The organism is Alloalcanivorax marinus (genome assembly GCF_016785095.1).
GTDB classification, from domain to species: Bacteria; Pseudomonadota; Gammaproteobacteria; order Pseudomonadales; family Alcanivoracaceae; genus Alloalcanivorax; species Alloalcanivorax marinus_A.
Window position 1 is genome coordinate 105,849 of sequence record NZ_JAEKJB010000004.1, and the last position, 21,926, is coordinate 127,774.

Below are 21,926 nucleotides of genomic sequence, written 5' to 3' on the forward strand. Positions count from 1 at the left end.
TGCTGGCCGCGTCGGCGCTAGTGGTCGCCGCCCCGATTGCGTTTTTCCGCCTCATAGGCGGCCCGGTGGGCCTGGGCTTCCTTGAGTTTGGCCTGCAGTTCACGGCGCTGATGATCCAGTTGCAGGAAGAAGTTCACCTTGCTCTTGAGAATGAGCGGGTCCAGTGGTTTGAACAGATAATCAACGGCACCCGCCTGATAGCCCCGGAACACATATTTCTTTTCCTTGCTGATGGCGGTGACGAAGATGATCGGGATGGTCTGGGTGTCCTTGCGCTGGCGCATCAACTCGGCCACCTCGAACCCGTCCATGCCGGGCATCTGCACATCCAGGAGCACCAGTGAGATGTCCTCCTTGAGCAGAATGCGCAGGGCTTCCTGGCCGGATTCCGCCTTCAGCAGGGTGCGCCCCTCCTCTTCCAGGATGGCTTCCAGGGAGACCAGATTGGCGGGCTGGTCGTCGACCAACAGCAGTTTCTGCTCGATCATGCGTATTCTCGAATTCAGACGTTGTGACGCGGCTGTCGTTTGCGAAAGATCCGCATCGGTTTATTGACCACCTCGAAGGCATCCTCGTCGCCGCTGAAGCGAAGGCTCTCCTTGGTGCCAAGGCACAGGTAACCGCCCATATCCAGGCTCTCGTCGAACAGGCGAAACACCCGCTGCTGCAGCGTGCGATCGAAATAGATCAAAACATTGCGGCACAGTATCACATGCATTTCGCCGAACACCTGATCCGTGGCCAGATCATGGTCGGCGAACACGATGTTGCGCTTAAGGCGCTGCTCCATGATCACGCTGTCGTAGCGGGCGGTGGCGTAGTCGCTGAGTGAGTGGCGGCCGCCGGCGCGGCGGTAGTTGTCGGCGTATTGCTTGAAGGCATGGATTGGATAGATGCCCTTCTTGGCCGCCGCCAGCACGTTCTTGTCGATGTCGGTGGCGTACAGCATGGCGCGTTCGTAAAGCCCTTCCTCCTCAAGCAGGATGGCCATGGAATAGATTTCCTCTCCGGTGGCGCAGCCGGCGTGCCAGATCTTGATGAACGGGAAGGTCTTGAGCACCGGCACCACTTCCTCGCGAAACGCGCGATAGAACTCGGGGTCCCGGTACATTTCGGTGACATTGACGGTGAGGTCGTTAAGCAGGGTGACAAAGAACTGCCGGTCACGCAGCACCCGGTCGGTCATCTGCAACACCGTGGAAAAGCCGGACATGGTCAGCCGGTGCATCACGCGCCGGCGCATGGAAGCCTGGCTGTAGGAACGGAAATCATAGCCATAGAGCTGGTAGATGGCCTCCAGCAAGAGGCGGATCTCAATATCCTCCAGGTGCACCTGATCGTCGCTGATGGCCGTTTCCGTTTCCACGCCGTCTCCGTTCATTTATGCAGCCATACCCGCATCAGTGAAGTGAGCTTGCTCATGTCGATGGGTTTCGAGCAATAATCGTTGGCGCCGGCGTCCAGGCACTTGGCGCGGTCGTCCTTCATCGCCTTGGCGGTAAGCGCCAGGATCGGCAGCGAGGCGAACCGCGGCTGCTGGCGGATGCGGCCCATGGCTTCGTAGCCGTCCATTTCCGGCATCATGATGTCCATCAGCACGATGTCGAAGGCCGGGTCCCGCTCCAGGGCTTCCACCGCCTCGCGACCGTTGTTGGCGAGGCTGATATCGAAACCCAGCTCCTCGAGCTGCGCCGACAGCGCGTAGATGTTTCGCATGTCGTCATCCACCAGCAGCAGACGCTTGTCCTCGAAGATGTCGTCGCGGTGCTCGATCATCTCCGGGTTGCCGCGCCGGTGCGAGGGCAAGGTGGATTCCAGCCAGTGCAGGAACAAGGACGCTTCATTGAGCAGCCGCTCATGGGAGCGCTCGGTCTTGAGAATGATGCGGTCCGCGTACTTGCGCAGCCGCGCCTCTTCTTCCCGGCTCAGATCCTTGCCGGTGTAGATCACCACCGGCACGGCCTCGTATTGATCGTTGGCGTGCAGCTTTTCCAGCAGTTCGAAGCCGCTCATGTCCGGCAGCGTCAGGTCCAGGATCATGCAGTCGTAGACGGTTTCGCCAAGCGCCGCCAGAGCTTCGGCGCCGCTGGTCACGGCGGTGATCTGCACGCCCTTCTGGTCGAACAGCTCGCGAATGCTCTCGTGCTGGATCTCGCTGTCCTCGACCACCAGAAGCCGCCGTACATTGGTCTCGATGGCTCCCTCGATTTTGGCGAAAGCGCTGAGAATCTGCTCCTGGTTCACCGGCTTGGTGAGGAAATCGATGGCGCCCAGGTCCAGCGCTTTTTTGCGCTCATCCTTGCCGGACAGGAAATGCACCGGGATGTCCTGGGTACGCGGGTCGGCCTTGAGCTTCTCCATCACTTCCCAGCCGTCGATGCCAGGCAGCCCGATGTCCAGGATGATGGCACTGGGCCGGTAGCGGCGGGCGTATTCCAGACCGCTTTCACCGTCGTTGCAGATGTGGCTCTCCAGGCCGTAGTCGGCGGCCAGGTCCACCAGGACGTTGGCGAATTCGCCGTCGTCCTCCACCACCAGCACGGTTTTCTCGCGCACCACGAAATCCTCGTCGGTGTCGGCGAACGGCAGGTTGGGCGCGGTGTGGGCCTCGGCGTTGCCCCCCACGTCCATGTCGTCGTCAAGAGCACCGGCTTGCCCCTCGCCGACGCCGGCCTCCGCCTCCCCCTCGGGCAGGTACAGCATGAAGGTGGAGCCGGTGCCAGGGCCATCGCTGTGCAAGCTGATCTCGCCGCCCAGCAGCCGCGCCAGCTCCCGGGAGATGGTCAGGCCCAGGCCCGTGCCGCCGTATTTTCGGCTGGTGGTGCCATCGGCCTGCTGGAAGGCCTCGAAAATGAGTTTCTGCTTGTCCTCGGGAATACCCACGCCGGTGTCGGTGACGGAGAATTTGATGGCGCGGGCGCGGTCCAGACGGCCGGGGATACGCTCATCGGCGCCGGGGCGGTGAATGCCCAGCGTCACCGAGCCGTCCTCGGTGAACTTGAGGGCATTGGAGAGCAGGTTCTTGATGATCTGCTCAAGACGCTGGCGGTCGGTGTAGAAATGGGCTGGCAGATCCTCACCCAGATCGATGTGGAACGCCACGCCACGGTTCTCGGCGATGTGCGAGAAATGGCGGCGGAAATGATCGCCCAGCTCGCGGGGCGCGATCGGGTCCACCATGACATCCATCTTGCCCTCCTCGATCTTGGAGATATCGAGGATGTCGTTGATCAGCGACAACAGGTCGGAGCCGGCGGAGTGGATCACCTGGGCGTGTTCCACCTGTTTCTCGTCCAGGTTGCCCTTCTTGTTCTGGCCCAGGGCATTGGACAGGATCAGGATCGAATTGAGGGGCGTGCGCAGCTCGTGGGACATGGTGGACAGGAACTCGGATTTATACCGGGAGGAGAGTTCCAGTTCCTTGAGCTTGTCCTCCAGCTCCTGGTGCAGCAGCTCCAGCTCCTTGTTCTTGTCGGCCATCTCCGACTTTTGTTCGCCGAGCAACTTCGCCTGGGCCTCCAGCTCTTCATTGGTGACCCGCAATTCCTCCTGCTGCGCCTGCAGGGATTCCTCGGAGGCACGCAGCGCCTGGGTCTGGGATTCCAGCTCCTCGTTGATCGCCTTCAGTTCTTCCTGCTGCTGTTGCAGCCGCGATTCCGAGGCGGACAGCTCCATGGCCTGCTCTTCCAGATCCTGGTTGACCCGGGCCATTTCCTCCTTCTGCAGCTCCAGCGCACTGGCCTGCTCCTGGGTGCGCTCCAGCATGGCGGCCAGGCGCAGGCGGCTCTGGGCACTGTGCAATGCCACCGCGATCACCGCCGCGCCCTGCTCCAGGAACCGCAGCTCGGCGTCGCTGAACGGCTGGAAGGAACCGATTTCCAGCACCCCCTTGAGTTCATCCTCATGCAGCACCGGCAGCACCACCACGTTGCGCGGCACCGCCTTGCCGGTGCCGGACCCCACCACCATGTAGTCCTCGGGCACCTCCTCCAGGATAATGCTCTTTTTCTCCAGGGCGCACTGCCCCACCAGGGATTCGCCCAGGGCGAACTCATTGCCCAATTGTTTACGGCGCTGCATCGCGTAGGCGCTGCTCAGGCGCAAAGTGGCGGCTTCCTGGTCGAACGCGTAGAAAGCGCCCACCTGGGCTTCCAGGGTAGGCACCAGGTAGCCGAGCAGGTTGCGGCCCAACTGTTCCAGGGTCATCTCGCCGCGCAGCAGCGCGTTGAGCTCGGCCAGCTGGTTCTTGATGCGCTCCTGGCTGCGGTCGGCCTCGGTGCGGGTCTTTAGGGAGTCGCGCATCTTGCGGATGGCGCGGATCAGGTGGCCGGTTTCATCACGGCTGTTACTGCTGATCTCGGTGTCCCAGTTGCCGTCGGCGATGCTGTCGGCCGCACTGACCGCGTCTTCCAGCGGCCGGGTGATGGCGCGGGTCACGCGCAACGCGATCAGGCCCAGCAGGGTGAACGCCACGCTGCCCAGGGCCAGGCCGATCAACTGGGTGCTTTTGTTGTCCTCGCGGCTGGCGTTGAGGGTGTCCCGGAAGCTCTGGTAACGCTCCTGCTCGAATTCGTTGTGAGCCTGTTCGTAGGCCTCTTCCAGACGCCGCATTTCGTTGAATTCGTCGTAGCTGTTGATCATCGACATGGGATCGTCGATGAGCGTCTCGGCGACCCCATTGGCGGTGTTGATGTAGCGGATGAAGGCGGCACGCAAATCGTCCACCGGCTCGCCGAGCCGGGGGTCCAGGCGTTCGATGTCGCCGAGCCGCTCGAGGAAGCGGTCGGAACGCTCCCGGGCCTCGTCCAGCATGCTCGGATCAACCCGGGTGACGGCGTCGTTGTAGGCGCCGCTGATCGCCAGGAATTCCACGTTATTGGCGTTGACCAGCTCGAGCACCGGGAAATCGTGGTTCTCCACCCGCTGCAGGTGGTGAATATTGGTTTCCGCGATGTAGTAGCTGTAGAGGAAGTAGGCGAGAAAAAGGAAGACCCCCAGCGCCGCCACGGACAGAATCTTCAGCCGCACGGACAGATTGTTCAGCCAGCTCATCGATGTATCCCCATGATCGCGCCCCCAGGCGCTCTTATTATCGTCGTGGCGCGCCGACCGGGCTTGCCCGGTAAGGCTAAAGTATCAGAAGCCAGGGGCCTGGCAAAGCCGGTACGGAACACGCAACCATCGGATTATAAAGGGGAAGAAGCACCCTGGAAGGCGGTCACGCCGAGAGTGTGAAGCGCATCACTGCGAATTCTCGCTGAGGGAAAGGAGTGATCCCGAGGATATCGCGACCGGGCGGCGTTCCGCCTCGGTCGCGATGCCGTCCGGCGCTTCAATCGCCCTTGGGGTTGAAGCGCCGGTTGAGCTTGCGCATGCCGCCGATCCAGCGGTCGTAATTGTCGGTCTTGTTGCGCATGTATTGCAGCACCTGCGGGTGCGGCAGCACCAGGAAGGTTTCCGCCGCGATCGCCTCCAGGCAGGCACGGGCTACCGGCTCCGGCTCCATCATGCCGTCCACGCTGGCCACGTGGTCTTCCTTGCCCTTGGTCATATTGGTGCGCACCGCCTGGGGGCACAGCACCGACACCTTGATGCCGTCGTCGCCGTAGGTCAGCGCCAGCCATTCGGCCAGCCCCACGGCGGCGTGCTTGGTCACCGCGTAGGGCGCCGAGCCCACCTGTGACAACAGGCCCGCCGCCGAGGCGGTGTTGAGAAAATAGCCGCCACCGCGCTGGATCATGCGCGGCGCCAGGTGCCGGGCGGCGAACACATGGGCCATCACGTTGATGTCCCAGATGCGCTGCCAGCCATCGTTGTCCACCTCCGGGCCACCGGGAATGGAAATGCCGGCGTTGGAACAAAACAGATCGATGGGGCCGACCTGCTCCTCGGTGTCGTCAATCAGCGCCCGCAGCTCTTCCTCACGGGCCACGTTGACCGCGCGGCCCACGCCTTGGGCGCCGGCGGCGCGGACCTGATCGGCGGTGGCACTGGCACCCTCCCCGTCCAGATCGGCGCACACCACGGCGCGGGCGCCGGCCTCGGCGCAGGCCACCGCCAGCGCCCGGCCAATGCCGCCGGCGGCGCCGGTGATCACGACGATGCGATCCTTGATGTCCATGGAAACCTCCCTGCCGCCGTCAGTCGGCGGTTTGCCGGTAGCGATTCACTTCGTTGCGGGCCACCACGTTGTGGTGCACTTCGTCCGGGCCGTCGGCGAGACGCAGGGTACGCTGCTGCATGTACATCTCGGACAGCGGCGACCATTGGCTGACACCGGTGGCGCCGTGGATCTGGATCGCCTGGTCGATGATCTGGCAGACCTTTTCGGGCACCATGGCCTTGGCCATGGACACCCAGATGCGCGCTTCCTTGTTGCCCAGCACGTCCATGGCGCGAGCCGCTTTCAGCACCATCATGCGCATCGCCTCGATTTCGATGCGGGCGCGCCCCACCACTTCCATGTTCTTGCCCAGGTCGATGATGCGCTTGCCGAACGCCTCGCGCTCCATGCCACGCTCCAGCACCAGATCCAGGGCTTTCTCGGCGGCACCGATGGACCGCATGCAGTGGTGAATACGACCCGGGCCAAGCCGCAGCTGGGAGATCTCGAACCCGCGACCTTCGCCCCACAACATGTTTTCCTTGGGCACGCGCACGTTGTCGAGCTGAATGTGCATGTGACCGTGAGGCGCGTGGTCATGGCCAAACACACGCATCGGTCCGAGCACGTTGACCCCGGGGGTATCCATGGGCACCAGGATCTGCGATTGCTGACGGAATGGCTGCGCGTCCGGGCTGGTCTTGACCATGCAGATCATGATCTTGCAGCGCGGATCGCCGGCGCCGCTGATGTAGTATTTCTCGCCATTGATGACCCAATCGTCGCCGTCCAGCACGGCACTGGTTTCGATGTTGCGGGCATCGGAGGATGCCACCTTGGGCTCGGTCATACCGAAGCAGGAACGGATTTCACCGTTAAGCAGCGGCTTCAGCCATTTTTCCTTCTGCTCCGGCGTGCCGACGCGCTCCAGCACTTCCATGTTGCCGGTGTCCGGCGCCGAGCAGTTCAGGGTTTGCGACGCCAGCGGGTTCTTGCCCAGCTCGAAGGCGATGTAGGCATAGTCCAGATTGGACAGACCCTCCCCGGTCTCCGCGTTGGGCAGGAAGAAGTTCCACAGCCCGTTGGCCTTGGCCTTGCTCTTCGCTTCCTCGAGCAGCTCCAGTTGCCCCGGCGCGTAGCTGAAGCGCTCGGCGCGGCCCTCGCCCAGACGATGGAATTCCTCGGTGATCGGGTCCACGTTGTCACGAATGTGCTTGATCACCGCGTCGAGCAGCGGCCGGGCCCCCTCGGACATGGCCAGATTGTTCATCGCGGTATCGTTATCCAGTGCTTTCAACGTTCTACTCCTTTGCGTGCAATACGGCCCCCGGGCCGTCGTCGAGACAGGCGGCGCGCAGGGCCCGCCGGTCGATTTTGTCGGTGGCGCCGCGCGGCAGCGGCCGCGTCAGCACCCAGATGTGATCGGGAATCTTGAAGCGCGCCAGATGGTCGGCCAGGAAAGCGGTCAATTCGGCCACGTCCACGGCGGCGCCGGCCCGTGGGTAAACGGCCGCGCCCACGGCCTCGCCGAGACGCTCGTCGGGCACCGGGAAAACACCGGCCTCGGCCACCGCCGGATGGTGGTGCAAGGCGCCCTCCACCTCCAGGCAGGACACGTTCTCGCCGCCGCGCAGAATGATGCTCTTGCGGCGATCGACGATGTAAACCAGACCATCCTCGTCAATGCGCGCCAGATCGCCGGTCAGCAGCCAGCCATCGCGAACAGTCTCGGCGGTGGCTTGCGGCTGGTTCAGGTAACCGCGCATGTTGGCGGCGCTGCGTACCGCCAGCTCGCCGACCCGCCCCGGAGGCAATGGCGTGCCCGCCTCGTCCAGCACGCGCATTTGCTGCAGCGGCGGATTAAGGCGGCCGGCGGCGTCCGGGTGGGCCAGGTAATCCGCGCCGGACAGCACAATACCCAGGGCGTTGGTTTCGGTCATGCCCCAACCGGTGGCCACATTGGCGCCGGGGAACGCTTGCGCCAGCTGCCCCACCTGGGCCGCCGGCCGCTTGGCGCCACCGGCGCCGATGTAGGCCAGCGTCGGCAGCGAGGCGCCGGCGCGGCGCGCCGCCGCCATCAGTTCCGCGGACTGGGTCGGTACGCCGACAAAGCGGGTTACCTGCTCGCGCTCGATCAGCCGCACCGCCTCGTCGGCGTCCCACTTGTACATCAACGTCATGGTGGCGCCGTTGACCAACCCCTGGAGAAAACTGGCGTTGAGGGCGGTGACATGGAACAGCGGCGTGACGATCAGTGATGAAGGCGGCCTGGCGGGCGGCGGCGCGCCCGGGTTCATCAGCGGCCCCATGGCCTGCGCCATCACCTGCGAATAAACCGCCGAGATCATGCCCCGGTGGGTCAGTTGCACGCCCTTGGGCTGGCCGGTGGAGCCGGATGAATACAGCACCACGGCGTCGTCGTCGGTGTCGATGGGCGTGTCGGGCCATTCGGCCCCCGCGGCGCCGGCGCGCAGCGTCTGGTACTCATGGCCGCCATGGCCGGCGGGCACGTCGCGCACCGCCACCAGGGTCACCCCGAGACGCTCGGCGAAGGCCTCTCCGAGACGGAAGCGGGGCTGGTCGGCGAACAATACCCGGGCCCCGCAATCGGCCATGGCGAAAGCCAGCTCCTGTTCGCCCCACCAGGCGTTCATTGGCACCGCCACGGCGCCCACCGCCGCCACCGCCAGAATCAGGATCGGCAGTTCCGGGTAATTGCGCATGGCCAGCGCCACCCGGTCACCGGCGGCGACGCCCAGTTGGTCGCGCAACGCCGTTGCGAGAGCGCCCACCTCCGCGCACAAAGCCGGGTGATCCCAGCGTTCCCGCTGGTAGACCAGCACGTCGCGGTCACCGAACGCACTGGCGGTTCCGCGAAGCAAATCGCGCAAATGGAATGGTGTGTTACGAAATACCGTATAACGCTCACCACGCACCGTGGTTTCCTGGACGGCGAAGCGAGGGTCGGTGGCCACCAGGTGCGCCGCCGCCTGCTCGAAGGTCATTGGCGGGCCGGCCCACGACGCTGTCGGGGGGCGGCCCTGCTGGCCCTGGCCCATATTGTTGTTCTCCACTTGTTGTTCTGGCCAACGCCCCGGCAATGCCTGCTCCGGCGGTCACTGACAGTTGTCAGGAGCTAAGCTAAGCGGCCCTCCCCGGGGGTGTCAAGTCCGGCGCCCACGGGCGTCCCGGGCGCGGTAACAGCGTTAAAATAACAACCAACTTGTTTGATTCAATAAAACGATTTTAGTGGTTGCGGGGATCAAAAGCCGGCCTTAGGCTGACAAATGTCAGTATCGAAAAACTATTTCGTTTTTCACAAAAAACATTCGGCAAAATCAGAACAACAAGGAGCATCCGATGAAGACAACCGGCTTGAAACGGATTCTGGGTGGCGCGTTATGTGGCGGTGCCCTGTTGATCGCCGCCCCCGCCGTCAGCGCGGATCAGGCATTCGAGTGGCCACGACTTCTGGTCATCGGCACTCCCGGGACCGCCTCCGGCAGTTTCATCTCCACCAACGCCTGGGCGCCGATTCTGCAAAAGGAGGTGGGCACGGTGGTGCGCATCGTGCCCGAGGATAGCGAAACCATGCGCTACCGGCGGCTGACCGACCGCAAGGACATCGCCATCAGTTCGGTGACCGCCGCCGAAATGCGTTTCCAGGTAGAGGGCGTGGGCGGCTACATCAACACCATCCCGGCGCCACAGCGCATCGTCTGGCACCATAATGATTCGCCCTGGGGTTATGTGGTTTCCGGTGATTCCGACCTGACCGCCCTGGACGACCTCAAGAACGGCAAGGTGCGCGTTGCCCAGGGGATGTTCTCTCCGCCCATGACCGTGGCCGTGCGCGAGGCACTGCCGGCGTTTCTCGGCATGAGCGAGGCTCAAACCGCCGAGCACTTCCAGTATGTGCCGGCCAGCAGCTACGCGGAAAACTGCCGCTCGGTGGTGGAAGGCAAGGCCGACGTGGCCTATTGCGCCACGATCAGCGCGGTGGTCTCGGAAATGGAAGGCGCCCCCGGCGGCATCCGCTGGTTGCCCATGACGCAGAGCAACACCGAGGGCTGGAAGCGTTACCTGGGACACCGCCCGATGCTGGTGCCCACCACCATCGACCAGGGTGTGGATTCCGCTCGCGGTGTCGAAGGGGCGACCTCCAATTTCCTCTACACGGTGACCGCCGACGCCGATGCCGGGCTGGTCTACAACCTGTCCAAATGGATGCACCAGTCCTATGACCAATACCAGGGTAAACACCCTCTCGCCGCGCGCATGTCCCTGGAACAGTTCCGCGCCTATCTGGACCGCACCCCCCTGCCGGTGCACGAGGGCACCGTGAAATACCTCCGTGAGATCGGTGAATGGAGTGATCAGGACGAGCAGCACAACCAGCAGGCCATCGAGAAAATGGACCGCTGGATCGCCGCCCGTCGTGCCGCCGTGGAAGAAGCCCGGGAGGCCGGCGTCAAGGTGGATTTCCAGAACCCGGCGTTCCTGGAAATCCAGAACAAGCACACCGACGGTCTGGACGGCTTCCGCTCCAGGATCTGACACCCAGCGTGGAGCGCCCTTTATGAACACTTCCGTGTCCACCGTCGAGGAGCCGGCACCGCAGCCGGAGATCAGCCGCCTGGGCGAGCTGTTCTCCTGGCAGAGCATTCTGTTCGTGGTGCTGTGCTCCGCCGGGCTGATCACCGGCCTGGCCTATGTGTTCGGTTTCACCTGGAACGGGCAACGACTGCTGGAAGGCCAGTATTACTGGATCTTCATCGGTCTGTTCGTGGCCGCCGCCTTTATCGCCCTGCCCGCCTACAAGGGCCAGCGCCACATCCCGTTCCACGACCTGGCGGCGGCGGCGGTGGCCATGGCGATCAGCTTCTACTACTCCCTGCACGCCTGGGACATGGTGCAGAGCGGCTGGGCGCACGTGCCCAGCGCGGTGGTTATCTGGTTGCTGATGATGGAGCTGGCGCGACGCAGTGGCGGGGTGCCGTTTCTGCTGGTGGTGGCCCTGCTGGGCAGCTACCCGCTGGTGGCGGACCGCTTCCCCGGGCTGCTGATGGGCATTCCCTACGACTTCGAGCGCATGATCGATGCCCATATTTTTCGCGCCGAAGGGATGATGGGCATCACCACCAAGATCGTGGCGGAGATTATTCTCGGCTTTCTGGTGTTCGCGGGTGTGCTGATCGCTACTGGCGCCGGGCAGTTCTTCATCGACCTGGCCAACGCCGGCTTCGGCCGGCACCGGGGCGGCCCGGCCAAGGTGGCGATTGTCGCCAGCGGGTTCTTTGGCAGCCTGTCCGGTTCGATCTTCTCCAACATCGCCGGCACCGGCTCGATCACCATTCCGGCGATGAAGAAATCAGGCTACCCACCCCACTACGCCGGCGCCATCGAAGCCTGCGCCTCCACCGGTGGCGTGGTAATGCCGCCGGTAATGGGCGCCATCGCCTTCGTCATGGCGATCACCATCGGGGTGGGCTACGCCACCGTGCTGCTGGCCGCGGTGATCCCTTCTCTGCTGTTCTATTTCGGACTGTTGCTGCAGGTCGACGCCTACGCCGCCAAGTCCGGCATCAAGGGGCTGAAGAAAGAAGAGCTACCGGCCATGAAGGGCGTGCTGAAACGGGGCTGGCCGTTCCTGCTGGTGCTGTCGTTTCTGGTCTGGGGGCTGCTCTACATGCGCTGGGAGTATTACGCGCCCTGGTACGCGGCGGCGCTGATCGTGGCACTGTCCTACCTGCAGAAAAGTACCCGGCTCACCCCGGTCAAGCTGTTCGAGGCGCTGCGCCAGATCGGTTTTCTGGTTACCCAGACCGCCGCCATCATCCTGCCGGTGGCGTTCGTGGTCAGCGCGCTCACCATCACCGGGGTCACCGGTTCGGTGACCTCCGGGCTGATCGCCCTGGGCGGCGAAAACCTGTACCTGATTCTGTTCTTCGGGGTGCTGGCCTGTTTCATCATGGGCATGGCCGGCCTCGCCATTGTCGCCTACATCTTCCTGGCGGTGACCCTGGCGCCGGCGATCATCGAGGTCGGCGGGCTGAACACCGTGGCGGTGCATTTCTTCATCGTCTACTACGCCATGCTGTCGGTGATCACGCCACCGGTGGGCACCGCCGCCTTCCTGGCGGGCACCATCGCCGGGAGCAGCCCGATGCGCACCTGTTTCACCGCCATGCGGCTGGGTGTGGTGATCTACTTCGTGCCGCTGTTCTTCCTGTTCCAGCCGGCACTGGTGCTGCAAGGGGATTTGACGCCGCTGGTGTACATCCTGCCGTCCATCGTCGCCGGCATCGTGCTGATCTCCGGAGGGCTGGAAGGCTGGCTGCTGGGCGCCGGCCGGGTCCGCCGCCACTGGCGTCCGGGGCTGGTGATCTCCGGTTTCGTATTCAGCTTTCCGTCACTGACCAGCACTCTGATCGGCGGCGTTCTGTGCGTGCTGTTCGTGGCGCTGGTGTGGTGGGACAACCGCCGCGACCCGGCCATGCAGGCGACCTGAACGAAGGGAAGCATCAACCGGTAGGCAGATCGCGGCCCAATTCCTTGATCATGGCGGCCACCCCGGCCGCCACGGTCCGCAGCATGAGACCGTCGTCGATATCGTTGCCCAGCCAATCACGCATCGGACCGAACGCGGAAATGAAGATGATCAGGTTGGCCATCACCTCCGCCCGGCGGTCGTCCTCGGGCAGCCCCGCCCGCTCGCGCAGACGCGCCGCCAGGGTGGCGATCACGGCCTCGTCCCGGGCACGCATGGTGCGCCGATCATCGGCCTGCAGATAAGGCACGGAACGGTATACCAGCAGCGTGCCCTGGCGCTTGTGGGTCCAGGTGTCCCTGAGGTAATCGGCGATGATATCGGTAAGCGCCCGGTCGTCCTGCTCGCTCAGCCGCTCCGCCAGGGAAGGCACGTCGTGATCGAACCAGAGACGATTGAGCAGTCGGCGGAGGATGTCGTTCTTGTTGGCGATGTAATCGTAGATGCTGGCCTGATTGACACCGGAGCGGGCGCAGATATCGCGGATGGTGGTGGAAGCGAAGCCCTTCTCGAGAAACAGTTCCAGCGCCGCGTCACAGATCTGCTCACGGCGGGTTTCCGTCAGCGCTTCGTTCCTGGCGCCCCGCACCTCGGCCTCAATCAGCCCTTCAGGGGTCGACGCATTATCACCGCTGCCGCGTTGTCGTGAAGCCAAACCGGCTCTCCTGGCCATGGATGGGTCAATCGGCCATGGTACACCGCGTACCAGGACGAAAAAACCAGGAAAGCGGACCGGCTGGCTTGGGGCGTCCATCGAATGCCTTTCTGAAAAGCCTGCAAGGTATTACCCCCAGGGCCCCTGGAACAGGCGGGGAAGCCAGAGAATCACCGCCGGCCACAACGCCAGTATGAATAACACCACCAATTGCAGCGATACGATCGGCGCCACGCCACGATATATGTCCACGGTATTGATCTCCGGCGGCGCGATGCCTTTCAGGTAGAATACGGCGTAACCGAATGGCGGTGTCAGGAAAGAGGTCTGAAGATTAACGGCCACCAATACCGCGAACCAGAGTAACACCTCGCCCTGGTTGGCGAAGGCGTCGCCGAAATCAAGACCGGCGATGATCGGTGTGAACAGCGGCAATACCAGAAAGGAAATTTCGATCCATTCCAGGAAGAAGCCCAGCACGAAAATCAGCAGCATAATCCCGAACACAACCATGTACGGGCTGACACCAAAGGATGCAACGATGTCCTCGATCATTGACTGCCCGCCCAGCTTCTTGAACACCAGACTGTAGGCGGTAGCACCAATCGCCAGGAACAGGATCATGCCGGTGGTGCCAATGGTCGAGCGCAGCGACTGATCAAGGACTTTCCAGTTCAACTTCCGCTTAGCCAGCGCCATAAGCATCGCGCCGGTGGCCCCGATGGCGGCGCCCTCCGTCGGTGTGGCGACGCCCACGATGATGGAGACCAGCACGCTGCAAATCAACGCCGCCGGCACCACCAGGTCCTTAATGACACGAGCAGCGGCGGCGGACATCGGTTGCCGAACAACGCTCACATTGGCGGGCACTTTCTCGGGCCGGACCACGCCCGTATAAATGATATACAGCGCATAGGCCGAGGCCAGCAACAGGCTTGGCACCATCGCGGCGACAAACAGGTCGCCCACCGGCACCCGCATTACCTCGCCGAACACCACCAACATGATGCTCGGCGGCAGCAGAATACCCAAAACGCCGGAGCCCAGCACAGTACCGACCGCCAGCGTCTTGTCGTAATTACGGCGCAGCATCAGCGGCAATGCCAGCGTTCCCATAAGAACCACGGAGGCGCCGATGATACCGGTGCTCGCGGCCATCACCACGCCCACCGCCACCACCGACAAAGCCAAGCCTCCGGGCCGGCCCCGGAATAGTCCTTCAAGCTCCAAAAGCAGGTTATCCGCGATCTTTGAGCGCTCAAGCATGATGCCCATGAACACGAACAAAGGAATCGCCGCGAGTATCCAGTTTTCCAATACGGACCCGAAGATACGATTGACGACCAGCGAAAAGGACAACATCGAGATATCGCCGAGCAGCATGAACAGCACCGCCAGGCCGCCCAGAAGAAACGCAACCGAATAGCCAGAGAAGATACCGGCCATCAGCGCGACGATCATCAACAAAGGCAACAGATAGGTCATACCCGCTCCTCACGCGCCCGACCCGCGAACAACAGGCCAAGATTGCGTAATACCCGCCCCAGGCCGCATAGCAACATCAAGCCAGCGCCGAGTGGCACCACCGCCTTGACCAGATAGCGATCAACCAGACCTCCACTGTTTGATTGCTCGCCGAACTGAAAGGCCATGGCAACGAAGTCCATCGAATACCAGGCCACCAAACCGAAGAACGGCATCAGGAAGAACAGGTCACCGATCAAATCAATCACCAACCGCGTTCGTGGCGAGAAACCCGCCGATAGAACATCCACCCTGATATGCTGGTCGGCGCGCATGGCATAAACACCCGAGAGCATCACCAGGAGAGCAAAAAAGTGCCATTGCAGTTCGGCGATGCTGGTCATGTTCAAATGATTGCCTAGCAAGGGGAAGTCACCCTCCCAGCGGAGCAGATCGCTCCATCCCATCTGGGCACCGAACACGGACACCAACACGCTGAGATTCAGAGCGATGAGTATCCAGGCGCCGTACCGCCCGGGTTTTGCGCTGATAGCCATCAATGCCTCTCCGGCAGTGGCCAGCGCATCAGCCTTGGATCGACCATTCATCGGTGTCTCCTCAATCGAGGCTCTGCAGGTCATGCCAGCTTTCCGAGCGTGCCATGTGCGCCTTCAGCGATTCATAGGCTTCCTTGAATATGTCGTCCTTTTTGGATTCTTCCCTAACCACCTCATCGGCGGCATCTCGCAAGGCCGAGAGCACGCTGTCCGGTAACCGTTTGATTTTTACGCCCTGACGCTCGATCCGTTTGAGCGCCTCGATCTGTGGTTGCACACCGTTGGTCAGGGACCACATCGCCGTGGAGCGGCATGCCGTCACTATCTGTTCTTTCTCCAGCTTGGAAAAACCCTCCCAGATTTTCCCATTAATGATCACTGAATTAATGCTGGAGGGTTGATGCCAGCCAGGGAAATAATAGAATTTGGCCGCCTTCTGCAGTTGGATGGTTTCGTCGATGGCCGGCAACGAGAATTCAGCGGCATCGATACGCCCCCGGTCGAGAGAGACGAACACCTCTCCGGCGGGAATCATTTGGGGGGTTACGCCCAGTTTGGCCAACGCCCGTCCAGCCAACCCACCCACTCGCATTTTTAAACCGTCCAAATCCTCCGGAGCGGTGATTTCCTCGCGGAACCAGCCGGCGGGTTCCGCGGGAGTGAAGGAACACGGGAGGAACTTAAGGTTATATTTGTCATAGGCTTTTTGGACAATCCGCATGCCACCGCCTTCCCACATCCATTCCGCCAGGACTTCCGGCGTGGGACCAAACGGTAATGCCCCGGCCAGGTTCGCCACCGGAATGCTGCCACCCCAGTAGCCCACCCAATCGTAGCCCGCCTCCACGGCTCCACCGCTTACCGCGGTCAGTACGCTCAGCGCGGGTACCAGATCACCGGCGCCATGAACATTGATCTTCAGCTCACCATCGCTGATTTCATTCACCTGAAGCGCGAAATACTGCAGGCTCTCACCAAGAAAGATCATATTCTTTGGATAGGTACTCGCCACATCCAGGCTCTTTGCGGCATGGCCGGGGCCGGACAAGCCCAGTGTCAGGAAGGCGGTGGCCGCGAGAAGTGTTCTTTTCATAATGGCGCTCCTGGTCAGAAAGTTGTTATTCATCAAGCACGATCTTTATCAATAGGCCTCGCTAAAGAGAGACAGGAACTGCTCTTCACTGGTGTAACGCGGGTTCCATCGGTTGTAGTCGGCACTGAAGCTGCGTTTGGCCAGTTCCGGCAATGCCTCTTCCCGCACGCCAACATCCCTGAGCCGTGGCGGGATGGACAGATCGACGCACAATTGGCGAATGGCCGCGACAGCGCATTCGCCGCCCTCGATCTCTCCGAGGCCATCGGTGTTAACGCCCATCAGTTCAGCGACTTTCAGGTACCGCTCCCGACGCGCCGGCTGATTAAACGCGGCCACGGCGGGCAGGCAGATGGCATTGGCGAGCCCGTGCGGAACATGGAATAGCGCGCCAAGAGGCAACGCCATGCAATGCACATTGCCGAGCCCGGTGACGCCGAACGACATCGCCGCCATCGACGAACCCGACAACATATCCAGCGCCGCGCCGGTATCACCACGGTCGGCGAAAAAAGCCCGAATGCTACCGGCAATCAACGTCATCGCCTGAATATTGAGCGCATCCGAAAAGGGCGTGGCGAGCTTGGACAAATAGGATTCAAAGGCGTGAACAAAGGCGTCCAGGCCGGCGTGAGCGGCGACCTGAGGGGGCATCGAAGCCACCGCCAGAGGGTCTAGAATCGCCACCTTGGCGGGGCAATAGGCGGCGTGCCGAATCGCCATTTTGACTCCACGCGCGTGATCGGTGATCACGCAGGCACCGGAGACCTCGGAGCCGGTGCCCGCGGTGGTGGGAACGGCATAAACCGGCAGCGGGGGCAAGGAAAAACGGTCCACGCCCTCGTAATCGCCAATGGCGCCTCCATTAGTGCTCAGAATCGCCACCGCCTTCGCCACGTCCATGGTACTTCCGCCGCCAATCGTCACGATGGCGTCGGCACCGTGGGCCCGACAGCCCTCGAAGGCCGATGCCACCATCACATCGTCCGGGTCTGGCCGGATGTCGGTATAGCGTTCAAGGGCGATGCCCCGGTTCCGCAACGTCTCGTCGATGGCGGCGGCGATCGGACTGTCGGCCAACGCCGGATCGATCACCAGGAATACCCGCCGGGCGCCCTGATCGGCGATCATCTCCGGAAGCCGGCGGTGTGCGTCCACGCCGCATAACAAACGAGTGGGACAAAAAAAGGTGTTGATACGGTTCATGAGGTGTGAACTCCAGGCACAGGTGGTCAGCCCGCGATACGGACGCAGACATTCTTGACCTGGGTGTAGGCGAGCAGCGCGTCCATCCCTTTCTCCCGGCCGAACCCGGATTTGCCGTAGCCTCCAAAGGGCAGCTCCACGCCACCACCAGCGCCATAACAATTGACGAATACCTGGCCGGCCCGCAACCGCGACGCCAAACGGTGGGTGGCTTTTACATCCGCGCCCCAAACGCCGGCGACCAATCCGTACTCAGTACCGTTGGCGATCGTCACCGCTTCTTCGACGTCGTCGTATGGCACCACGGCAAGCACCGGCCCAAAAATCTCCTCCTGGTGTACGCGCATGCCCGGTTTCACGTTGTCCAGCAAGGTTGGCATTACGAAGTTTCCATTTTCGAGCCGCGCTCCTGGCAAAGCCCGCCCTCCGCTGATAACCCGGGCGCCCTCCTCCTCCGCGATGCGGATGTAATCGGTGACCTTTTGTTTCTGATCCTGGCTGACCAACGCTCCGATTGATGGATCTTCCAGCCCCGGACCAACGGTGAGCTCGGCGATGGCCTCCGCCAGGCGGGCCACCAACTCCGCGTGTTGGCCGCGATGCACCACCACCCGGGTGGCCGCGGAGCAGGTCTGGCCGGCATGAGGAAAGGCGGCCTTGATCAACGTCGGTACCGCGCTTTCCAGATCGGTATCCGGTAGTAAGACATTCGGCGACTTCCCGCCCAGTTCCAGCAATACGGGAACGATGTTTTCGGCCGCTGATTTCATTACCAACCGGCCTGTTTGAACCGATCCCGTGAAGACCGCGAGATTGATGTCGGGGTGGGAAGCGAGGGCCGCCCCGGCTTCCTGCCCCAGGCCGGTGACAATATTGAGTACGCCCGCGGGCAACCCTTCTTCCTGACAGATTCGGGCCACTTCCAGCACACTCAAGCAGGCCAGTTCAGCGGGTTTCATGACCACGGTATTGCCGGTGGCCAGCGCTGGAGCCAGGCCACGGCAGGCGATCTGCAACGGGTAATTCCAGGGTACGATCTGGGCCGTCACCCCCATTGGCTCACGCACGGTGAAGTCCACGTATTCAGGCCCCATGGGGATAGCGTCACCGAGCACCTTGTCGGCGGCGCCTGCGTAGTATTCAAAGAAACGGGCCGCCGCCACCGCGTCGGCTCTGGCTTGAAATAACGGTTTGCCGGTATCCCGACTTTCCAGATGCGCCAGCCGGTCCTGCTCGGCGAGCAGCCGGCGCGCAATGGCGGAGAGTATTCGCGAGCGTTCCACGGGCGGCCGTTCACACCAGCCCGGCAGCGCCGACCTGGCACTGGCCACGGCGGCATCCACCTCTTGCGCTCCGCCACGGGCGATTTCCGCCAGCCGCAGGCCATTAGCCGGGTCCAGCACATCCAGATATTCACCGGACGCGGCCGCCGTCCAGTCGCCCCCGATAAAACAATCGTAACGGTCATTTGGCATTCTATTCTCCCAAGGTCGGTTCACCGCCGATCTCCATCACCCATTGGCATGACAGCTATTTCCGGTAGTCCGGGAACCAATGAGCGGGGAACCGGCACAGGCATTTCCAGCAGCAAGAACGACAACCCCTTGCCATGCGCATCCAGGTTCAAGGCACCGTTGACACCGCCGTCCAGCACCCCTTCCAGCACCAGGTTAAAAGCGCGTAATCCAGGCAGGGTGTAGCGCAGCACACAGGTTGGCGCGCGATCCTCGAACCACTCGCCGACCCGGGCCACCGTCAGTTGATCCAGCAGCACGCCATAACAATCGTCATTCCAGGCGACCACGGCGATATTGGCGATGTCCCCTTTGTCGCCGGTACGACAATGGGCCAGCCGGTAAAGTGGTACGGGGGTGGTTTCAATCGGGCCTTTCATGCCACCTCCTCCTGCCAGTACCACCCGGTTGGCACCTGGCCACGGGGAATGGTGCACGACAACATGTTCAGTCGCGGGCGAAGCGTGGTTCTAACCCCTCCGCCACCGGCCGGCCCACAGGTGTAAAGCGATAGCACTTCCCGGCCGACCTGGCTCGCCGTTCGTCGGTCAGGGTGCACCGCCGCCACGCGTAAGCGCACATCCTCTCGGTGCCGATCCGGCTCCCGCGCCAGACGGCGGCCTTCATCGTCGCCCAAGATGCTTACCGCGCCGATCAGATCGACTCGCAGCGGCAGGACGCCGGCAAGCCGTTTACGAACGATGTCCGCCGCCAGGCGCGCGCGTGCCTCCGCCTGCAGGCCGGCGTAGGAAATACTCGCCTCCACCAACCAGCCGCCTCGATAGCAAACATTGACCTTTAATTCTTCCGGACGCCGGTGGCCGGTAACACCATGCACCGCGACACGATCAGCGCCCATCTCCTGCACGCTCGCGGCGCTCAGATCAGCGATCACATCCGGGGTGAGATAGCGCGCCGGATCATGCACCTCATAGAGGAGCTGTTCCTTGACGGTACGTGATGTCACCTGACCGCCGGTGTTGTCCGCCTTGCCCACCACGAAGCCGCCATCCCGGTCTATTTCAGCAATCGGCATGCCGACGGCATGCAGATCCGGTACGTCTTTCAGGCCGGGGATCGCGAAATAGCCGCCGCTTACCTGGGCGCCGCACTCCAATAGATGGCCAGCGATGCTGGCTCGCCCGAGGCGCGCCCAATCATGCTGGCTCCAACCGTGGTGGGCGATAGCCGGGGCGAGTGTCAGAGAGGGGTCCGCTACCCGCCCGGTAACCACGACCTGGGCCCCGGCCCGTAGGGCGTCCGCGATATCCATGGCGCCGATATAGGCATTGGCACTAACGACATCGGCACGATCCAGCTTCGCGCCCAAGCGCTCGCGCAGTACCGCCCACTGCTCCGCGCTTTCCAGGCGATCGCCGGTCACCACCGCGACGCGGGGCGCGGGCAACCCCTGTTGACGGGCGAGTTCGCGGATCCGCGCCGCTGCCGCTGGCGGATTGGCGGCACCGAAATTGCCGATAATGGGAATGGAATGGGAAAGACACTCGCTGAGCACCGGTGAAATCAGGTCGTCGAGCTGGGATTCATAGCCGAGCGCCGGGTTTTCGTCCCGGGCCAGTTGTGCCAGCGCCAGCGTGCGCTCGGCCAGGGTTTCGAAAATCAAGGTGCCCCCGCCGCGGGCCACCAGAGTGCGTACCAGCGGCAGCGCGCCGTCCGCCCGATCACCGGAGAAGCCGGTGGCGCAACCCACGCGACAAATCGAATCGCCCATGACACCTCTTATTTGAATGTTGGTCAGCAGGTGGAGCACGCCGGTTGGCCACCAGCGTGTTTTTCACTATAGTCAGCGCAAATTAATCTGCGAAATAGAAAAATCAGATCATTTGATCGGGAATACGGATGAATCTTTCGAGCCGGCAATTGAAGGCGTTCGTGGCTCTGGTGGAGGAGCGCAATTTCACTCGCGCGGCCAAACGCTGCCACCTCTCCCAGCCGGCCTTTTCAGCCTTGATCCAATCACTGGAGCAGGAAGCCGGAGTGCGGCTGTTTGATCGCAGCACCCGACATGTCGACCTCACCGCGGAAGGACACGAGCTGGAAACCAGCGCTCGCGGGCTACTGACCGATATGTCCCTGGCCCTGGAAAATCTTCGTGATCACGCCGCCAAACGGCGAGGCCGGGTGTCGGTCGCCGCGCTGCCCTCTCTCGCCGCCGGTTGGCTGCCGGAACTGTTGGCCCGTTTTCATGAGCGCTATCCCGGCGTGACCTTGCAGGTTCACGATGCCGTGCTGGACCCCTGTCTGGATCTGGTCGCGCGGGGCGAGGCGGATTTCGCGGTAGCGGCACTGCGGCCGGACATGTCGGACCTGGAGGGGCAGTTCTTGCACGCCGACCCGTTCTTTCTGGTATGCAGGCAAGACCACCCACTCGCGTCGCGGGATCGAATCAGACTACGAGACGCCTTGAAATGGCCCTGGATCGCCACGGCGCGAAACAGCAGCGTGCGCAAGCATCTGGAACAGGCACTGGGTGACGAAACACCTTCGGCATTATTGGAAGTGGCGCACCTGGCCACCGTTACCGGGCTGGTGAAAGCCGGTATGGGGATTGCGTTGGTTCCGGCCATGACCCTGTTTCAATTCGAGCGCCCCGGCCTGGTGATCAAACCCCTGAGCGGCAGGGTACCGGCGAGGCGATTGTATCTTATCAGGAGGCGGCGGCGCTCACTGTCGGTCGCCGGACAAGCACTTTATGATCTGCTTTTGGCGAATGCGCCGAGCAATCCGTCAGGGGTGGAATGATACGGCGGAGACCTCGAAAAA

The 21,926-nt window shown here is 62.6% G+C and carries 17 protein-coding genes; 3 read left to right on the plus strand and 14 right to left on the minus strand.

The genetic code is table 11. The features are described from left to right. Positions 1-17: 17 nt before the first annotated feature. From JF515_RS05165 to JF515_RS05190, 6 genes are all read right to left on the minus strand, one after another. The gene (locus JF515_RS05165; protein WP_203101655.1) at positions 18-488 is read right to left on the minus strand and encodes a response regulator; all 471 of its coding nucleotides are present in this window, start codon (positions 486-488) and stop codon (positions 18-20) included. A 14-nt stretch (positions 489-502) separates the two neighbouring features. Beyond that, complete coding sequence (locus JF515_RS05170) at positions 503-1,366, minus strand: CheR family methyltransferase (RefSeq protein ID WP_338015171.1); 864 nt, start codon at positions 1,364-1,366, stop codon at positions 503-505. Positions 1,367-1,377: 11 nt separating this feature from the next. After that, a complete protein-coding gene (locus tag JF515_RS05175; RefSeq protein WP_203101660.1) occupies positions 1,378-5,052 on the minus strand; it encodes a response regulator in 3,675 nt (1,224 codons plus the stop codon). 280 nt (positions 5,053-5,332) lie between these two features. After that, complete coding sequence (locus JF515_RS05180; protein ID WP_203101662.1) at positions 5,333-6,121, minus strand: SDR family NAD(P)-dependent oxidoreductase; 789 nt, start codon at positions 6,119-6,121, stop codon at positions 5,333-5,335. A 19-nt stretch (positions 6,122-6,140) separates the two neighbouring features. Further along, complete coding sequence (locus JF515_RS05185; RefSeq protein WP_238400869.1) at positions 6,141-7,400, minus strand: acyl-CoA dehydrogenase family protein; 1,260 nt, start codon at positions 7,398-7,400, stop codon at positions 6,141-6,143. Between the two features lie 4 nt (positions 7,401-7,404). Then, entirely contained in the window at positions 7,405-9,108 is a 1,704-nt protein-coding gene (locus JF515_RS05190; protein WP_238400870.1) for a class I adenylate-forming enzyme family protein, read from the minus strand. A gap of 355 nt (positions 9,109-9,463) precedes the next feature. Between JF515_RS05190 and JF515_RS05195 the strand changes: the two genes are divergently transcribed. Both JF515_RS05195 and JF515_RS05200 read left to right on the plus strand, forming a co-directional pair. Continuing rightward, positions 9,464-10,660: a TAXI family TRAP transporter solute-binding subunit gene (locus JF515_RS05195; RefSeq protein WP_203101664.1), complete on the plus strand. Its 1,197-nt coding sequence runs from the start codon at positions 9,464-9,466 to the stop codon at positions 10,658-10,660. A gap of 22 nt (positions 10,661-10,682) precedes the next feature. Further along, positions 10,683-12,614 carry a TRAP transporter permease gene (locus JF515_RS05200; protein ID WP_203101666.1) on the plus strand — a complete coding sequence of 644 codons (1,932 nt, stop codon included), beginning with the start codon at positions 10,683-10,685 and terminating at the stop codon, positions 12,612-12,614. 13 nt (positions 12,615-12,627) lie between these two features. Here JF515_RS05200 and JF515_RS05205 read toward each other — a convergent pair whose 3' ends face one another. The 8 genes from JF515_RS05205 to JF515_RS05240 form a co-directional block, all read right to left on the minus strand. Further along, complete coding sequence (locus JF515_RS05205) at positions 12,628-13,308, minus strand: TetR/AcrR family transcriptional regulator (RefSeq protein WP_238400871.1); 681 nt, start codon at positions 13,306-13,308, stop codon at positions 12,628-12,630. A 129-nt stretch (positions 13,309-13,437) separates the two neighbouring features. Then, positions 13,438-14,793 carry a TRAP transporter large permease gene (locus tag JF515_RS05210; RefSeq protein WP_203101670.1) on the minus strand — a complete coding sequence of 452 codons (1,356 nt, stop codon included), beginning with the start codon at positions 14,791-14,793 and terminating at the stop codon, positions 13,438-13,440. Beyond that, positions 14,790-15,380 carry a TRAP transporter small permease subunit gene (locus tag JF515_RS05215; protein ID WP_203101672.1) on the minus strand — a complete coding sequence of 197 codons (591 nt, stop codon included), beginning with the start codon at positions 15,378-15,380 and terminating at the stop codon, positions 14,790-14,792. The genes JF515_RS05210 and JF515_RS05215 overlap by 4 nt, the downstream gene beginning before the upstream one ends. A gap of 10 nt (positions 15,381-15,390) precedes the next feature. Further along, positions 15,391-16,422, minus strand: a complete 1,032-nt coding sequence (locus JF515_RS05220) for a TRAP transporter substrate-binding protein (protein ID WP_203101674.1) — start codon at positions 16,420-16,422, stop codon at positions 15,391-15,393. Between the two features lie 48 nt (positions 16,423-16,470). Beyond that, on the minus strand, positions 16,471-17,628 hold the full coding sequence (locus JF515_RS05225; protein ID WP_203101677.1) for an iron-containing alcohol dehydrogenase: 1,158 nt from the start codon (positions 17,626-17,628) through the stop codon (positions 16,471-16,473). Positions 17,629-17,654: 26 nt separating this feature from the next. Next, positions 17,655-19,103, minus strand: a complete 1,449-nt coding sequence (locus tag JF515_RS05230; protein WP_203101678.1) for an aldehyde dehydrogenase family protein — start codon at positions 19,101-19,103, stop codon at positions 17,655-17,657. A gap of 20 nt (positions 19,104-19,123) precedes the next feature. Next, the gene (locus JF515_RS05235) at positions 19,124-19,522 is read right to left on the minus strand and encodes an AtuA-related protein (RefSeq protein WP_203101680.1); all 399 of its coding nucleotides are present in this window, start codon (positions 19,520-19,522) and stop codon (positions 19,124-19,126) included. Continuing rightward, positions 19,519-20,874 carry an acyclic terpene utilization AtuA family protein gene (locus JF515_RS05240; RefSeq protein WP_203101682.1) on the minus strand — a complete coding sequence of 452 codons (1,356 nt, stop codon included), beginning with the start codon at positions 20,872-20,874 and terminating at the stop codon, positions 19,519-19,521. Before JF515_RS05240 ends, JF515_RS05235 begins: the two co-directional genes overlap by 4 nt. 128 nt (positions 20,875-21,002) lie before the next feature. Here JF515_RS05240 and JF515_RS05245 point away from each other — a divergent pair, with 128 nt between their 5' ends. After that, positions 21,003-21,905: a LysR family transcriptional regulator gene (locus JF515_RS05245; RefSeq protein ID WP_203101684.1), complete on the plus strand. Its 903-nt coding sequence runs from the start codon at positions 21,003-21,005 to the stop codon at positions 21,903-21,905. Positions 21,906-21,926 lie beyond the last annotated feature (21 nt).

Bases quoted from the DNA above. Each gene is read 5' to 3' on its own strand.
- JF515_RS05165 (WP_203101655.1), bottom strand. From the start codon at position 488: ATGATCGAGCAGAAACTGCTGTTGGTCGACGACCAGCCCGCCAATCTG.
- JF515_RS05175 (WP_203101660.1), bottom strand. From the start codon at position 5,052: ATGAGCTGGCTGAACAATCTGTCCGTGCGGCTGAAGATTCTGTCCGTG.
- JF515_RS05180 (WP_203101662.1), bottom strand. From the start codon at position 6,121: ATGGACATCAAGGATCGCATCGTCGTGATCACCGGCGCCGCCGGCGGC.
- JF515_RS05190 (WP_238400870.1), bottom strand. From the start codon at position 9,108: ATGACCTTCGAGCAGGCGGCGGCGCACCTGGTGGCCACCGACCCTCGC.
- JF515_RS05195 (WP_203101664.1), top strand. From the start codon at position 9,464: ATGAAGACAACCGGCTTGAAACGGATTCTGGGTGGCGCGTTATGTGGC.
- JF515_RS05200 (WP_203101666.1), top strand. From the start codon at position 10,683: ATGAACACTTCCGTGTCCACCGTCGAGGAGCCGGCACCGCAGCCGGAG.
- JF515_RS05210 (WP_203101670.1), bottom strand. From the start codon at position 14,793: ATGACCTATCTGTTGCCTTTGTTGATGATCGTCGCGCTGATGGCCGGT.
- JF515_RS05215 (WP_203101672.1), bottom strand. From the start codon at position 15,380: ATGAATGGTCGATCCAAGGCTGATGCGCTGGCCACTGCCGGAGAGGCA.
- JF515_RS05220 (WP_203101674.1), bottom strand. From the start codon at position 16,422: ATGAAAAGAACACTTCTCGCGGCCACCGCCTTCCTGACACTGGGCTTG.
- JF515_RS05225 (WP_203101677.1), bottom strand. From the start codon at position 17,628: ATGAACCGTATCAACACCTTTTTTTGTCCCACTCGTTTGTTATGCGGC.
- JF515_RS05230 (WP_203101678.1), bottom strand. From the start codon at position 19,103: ATGCCAAATGACCGTTACGATTGTTTTATCGGGGGCGACTGGACGGCG.
- JF515_RS05235 (WP_203101680.1), bottom strand. From the start codon at position 19,522: ATGAAAGGCCCGATTGAAACCACCCCCGTACCACTTTACCGGCTGGCC.
- JF515_RS05240 (WP_203101682.1), bottom strand. From the start codon at position 20,874: ATGGGCGATTCGATTTGTCGCGTGGGTTGCGCCACCGGCTTCTCCGGT.
- JF515_RS05245 (WP_203101684.1), top strand. From the start codon at position 21,003: ATGAATCTTTCGAGCCGGCAATTGAAGGCGTTCGTGGCTCTGGTGGAG.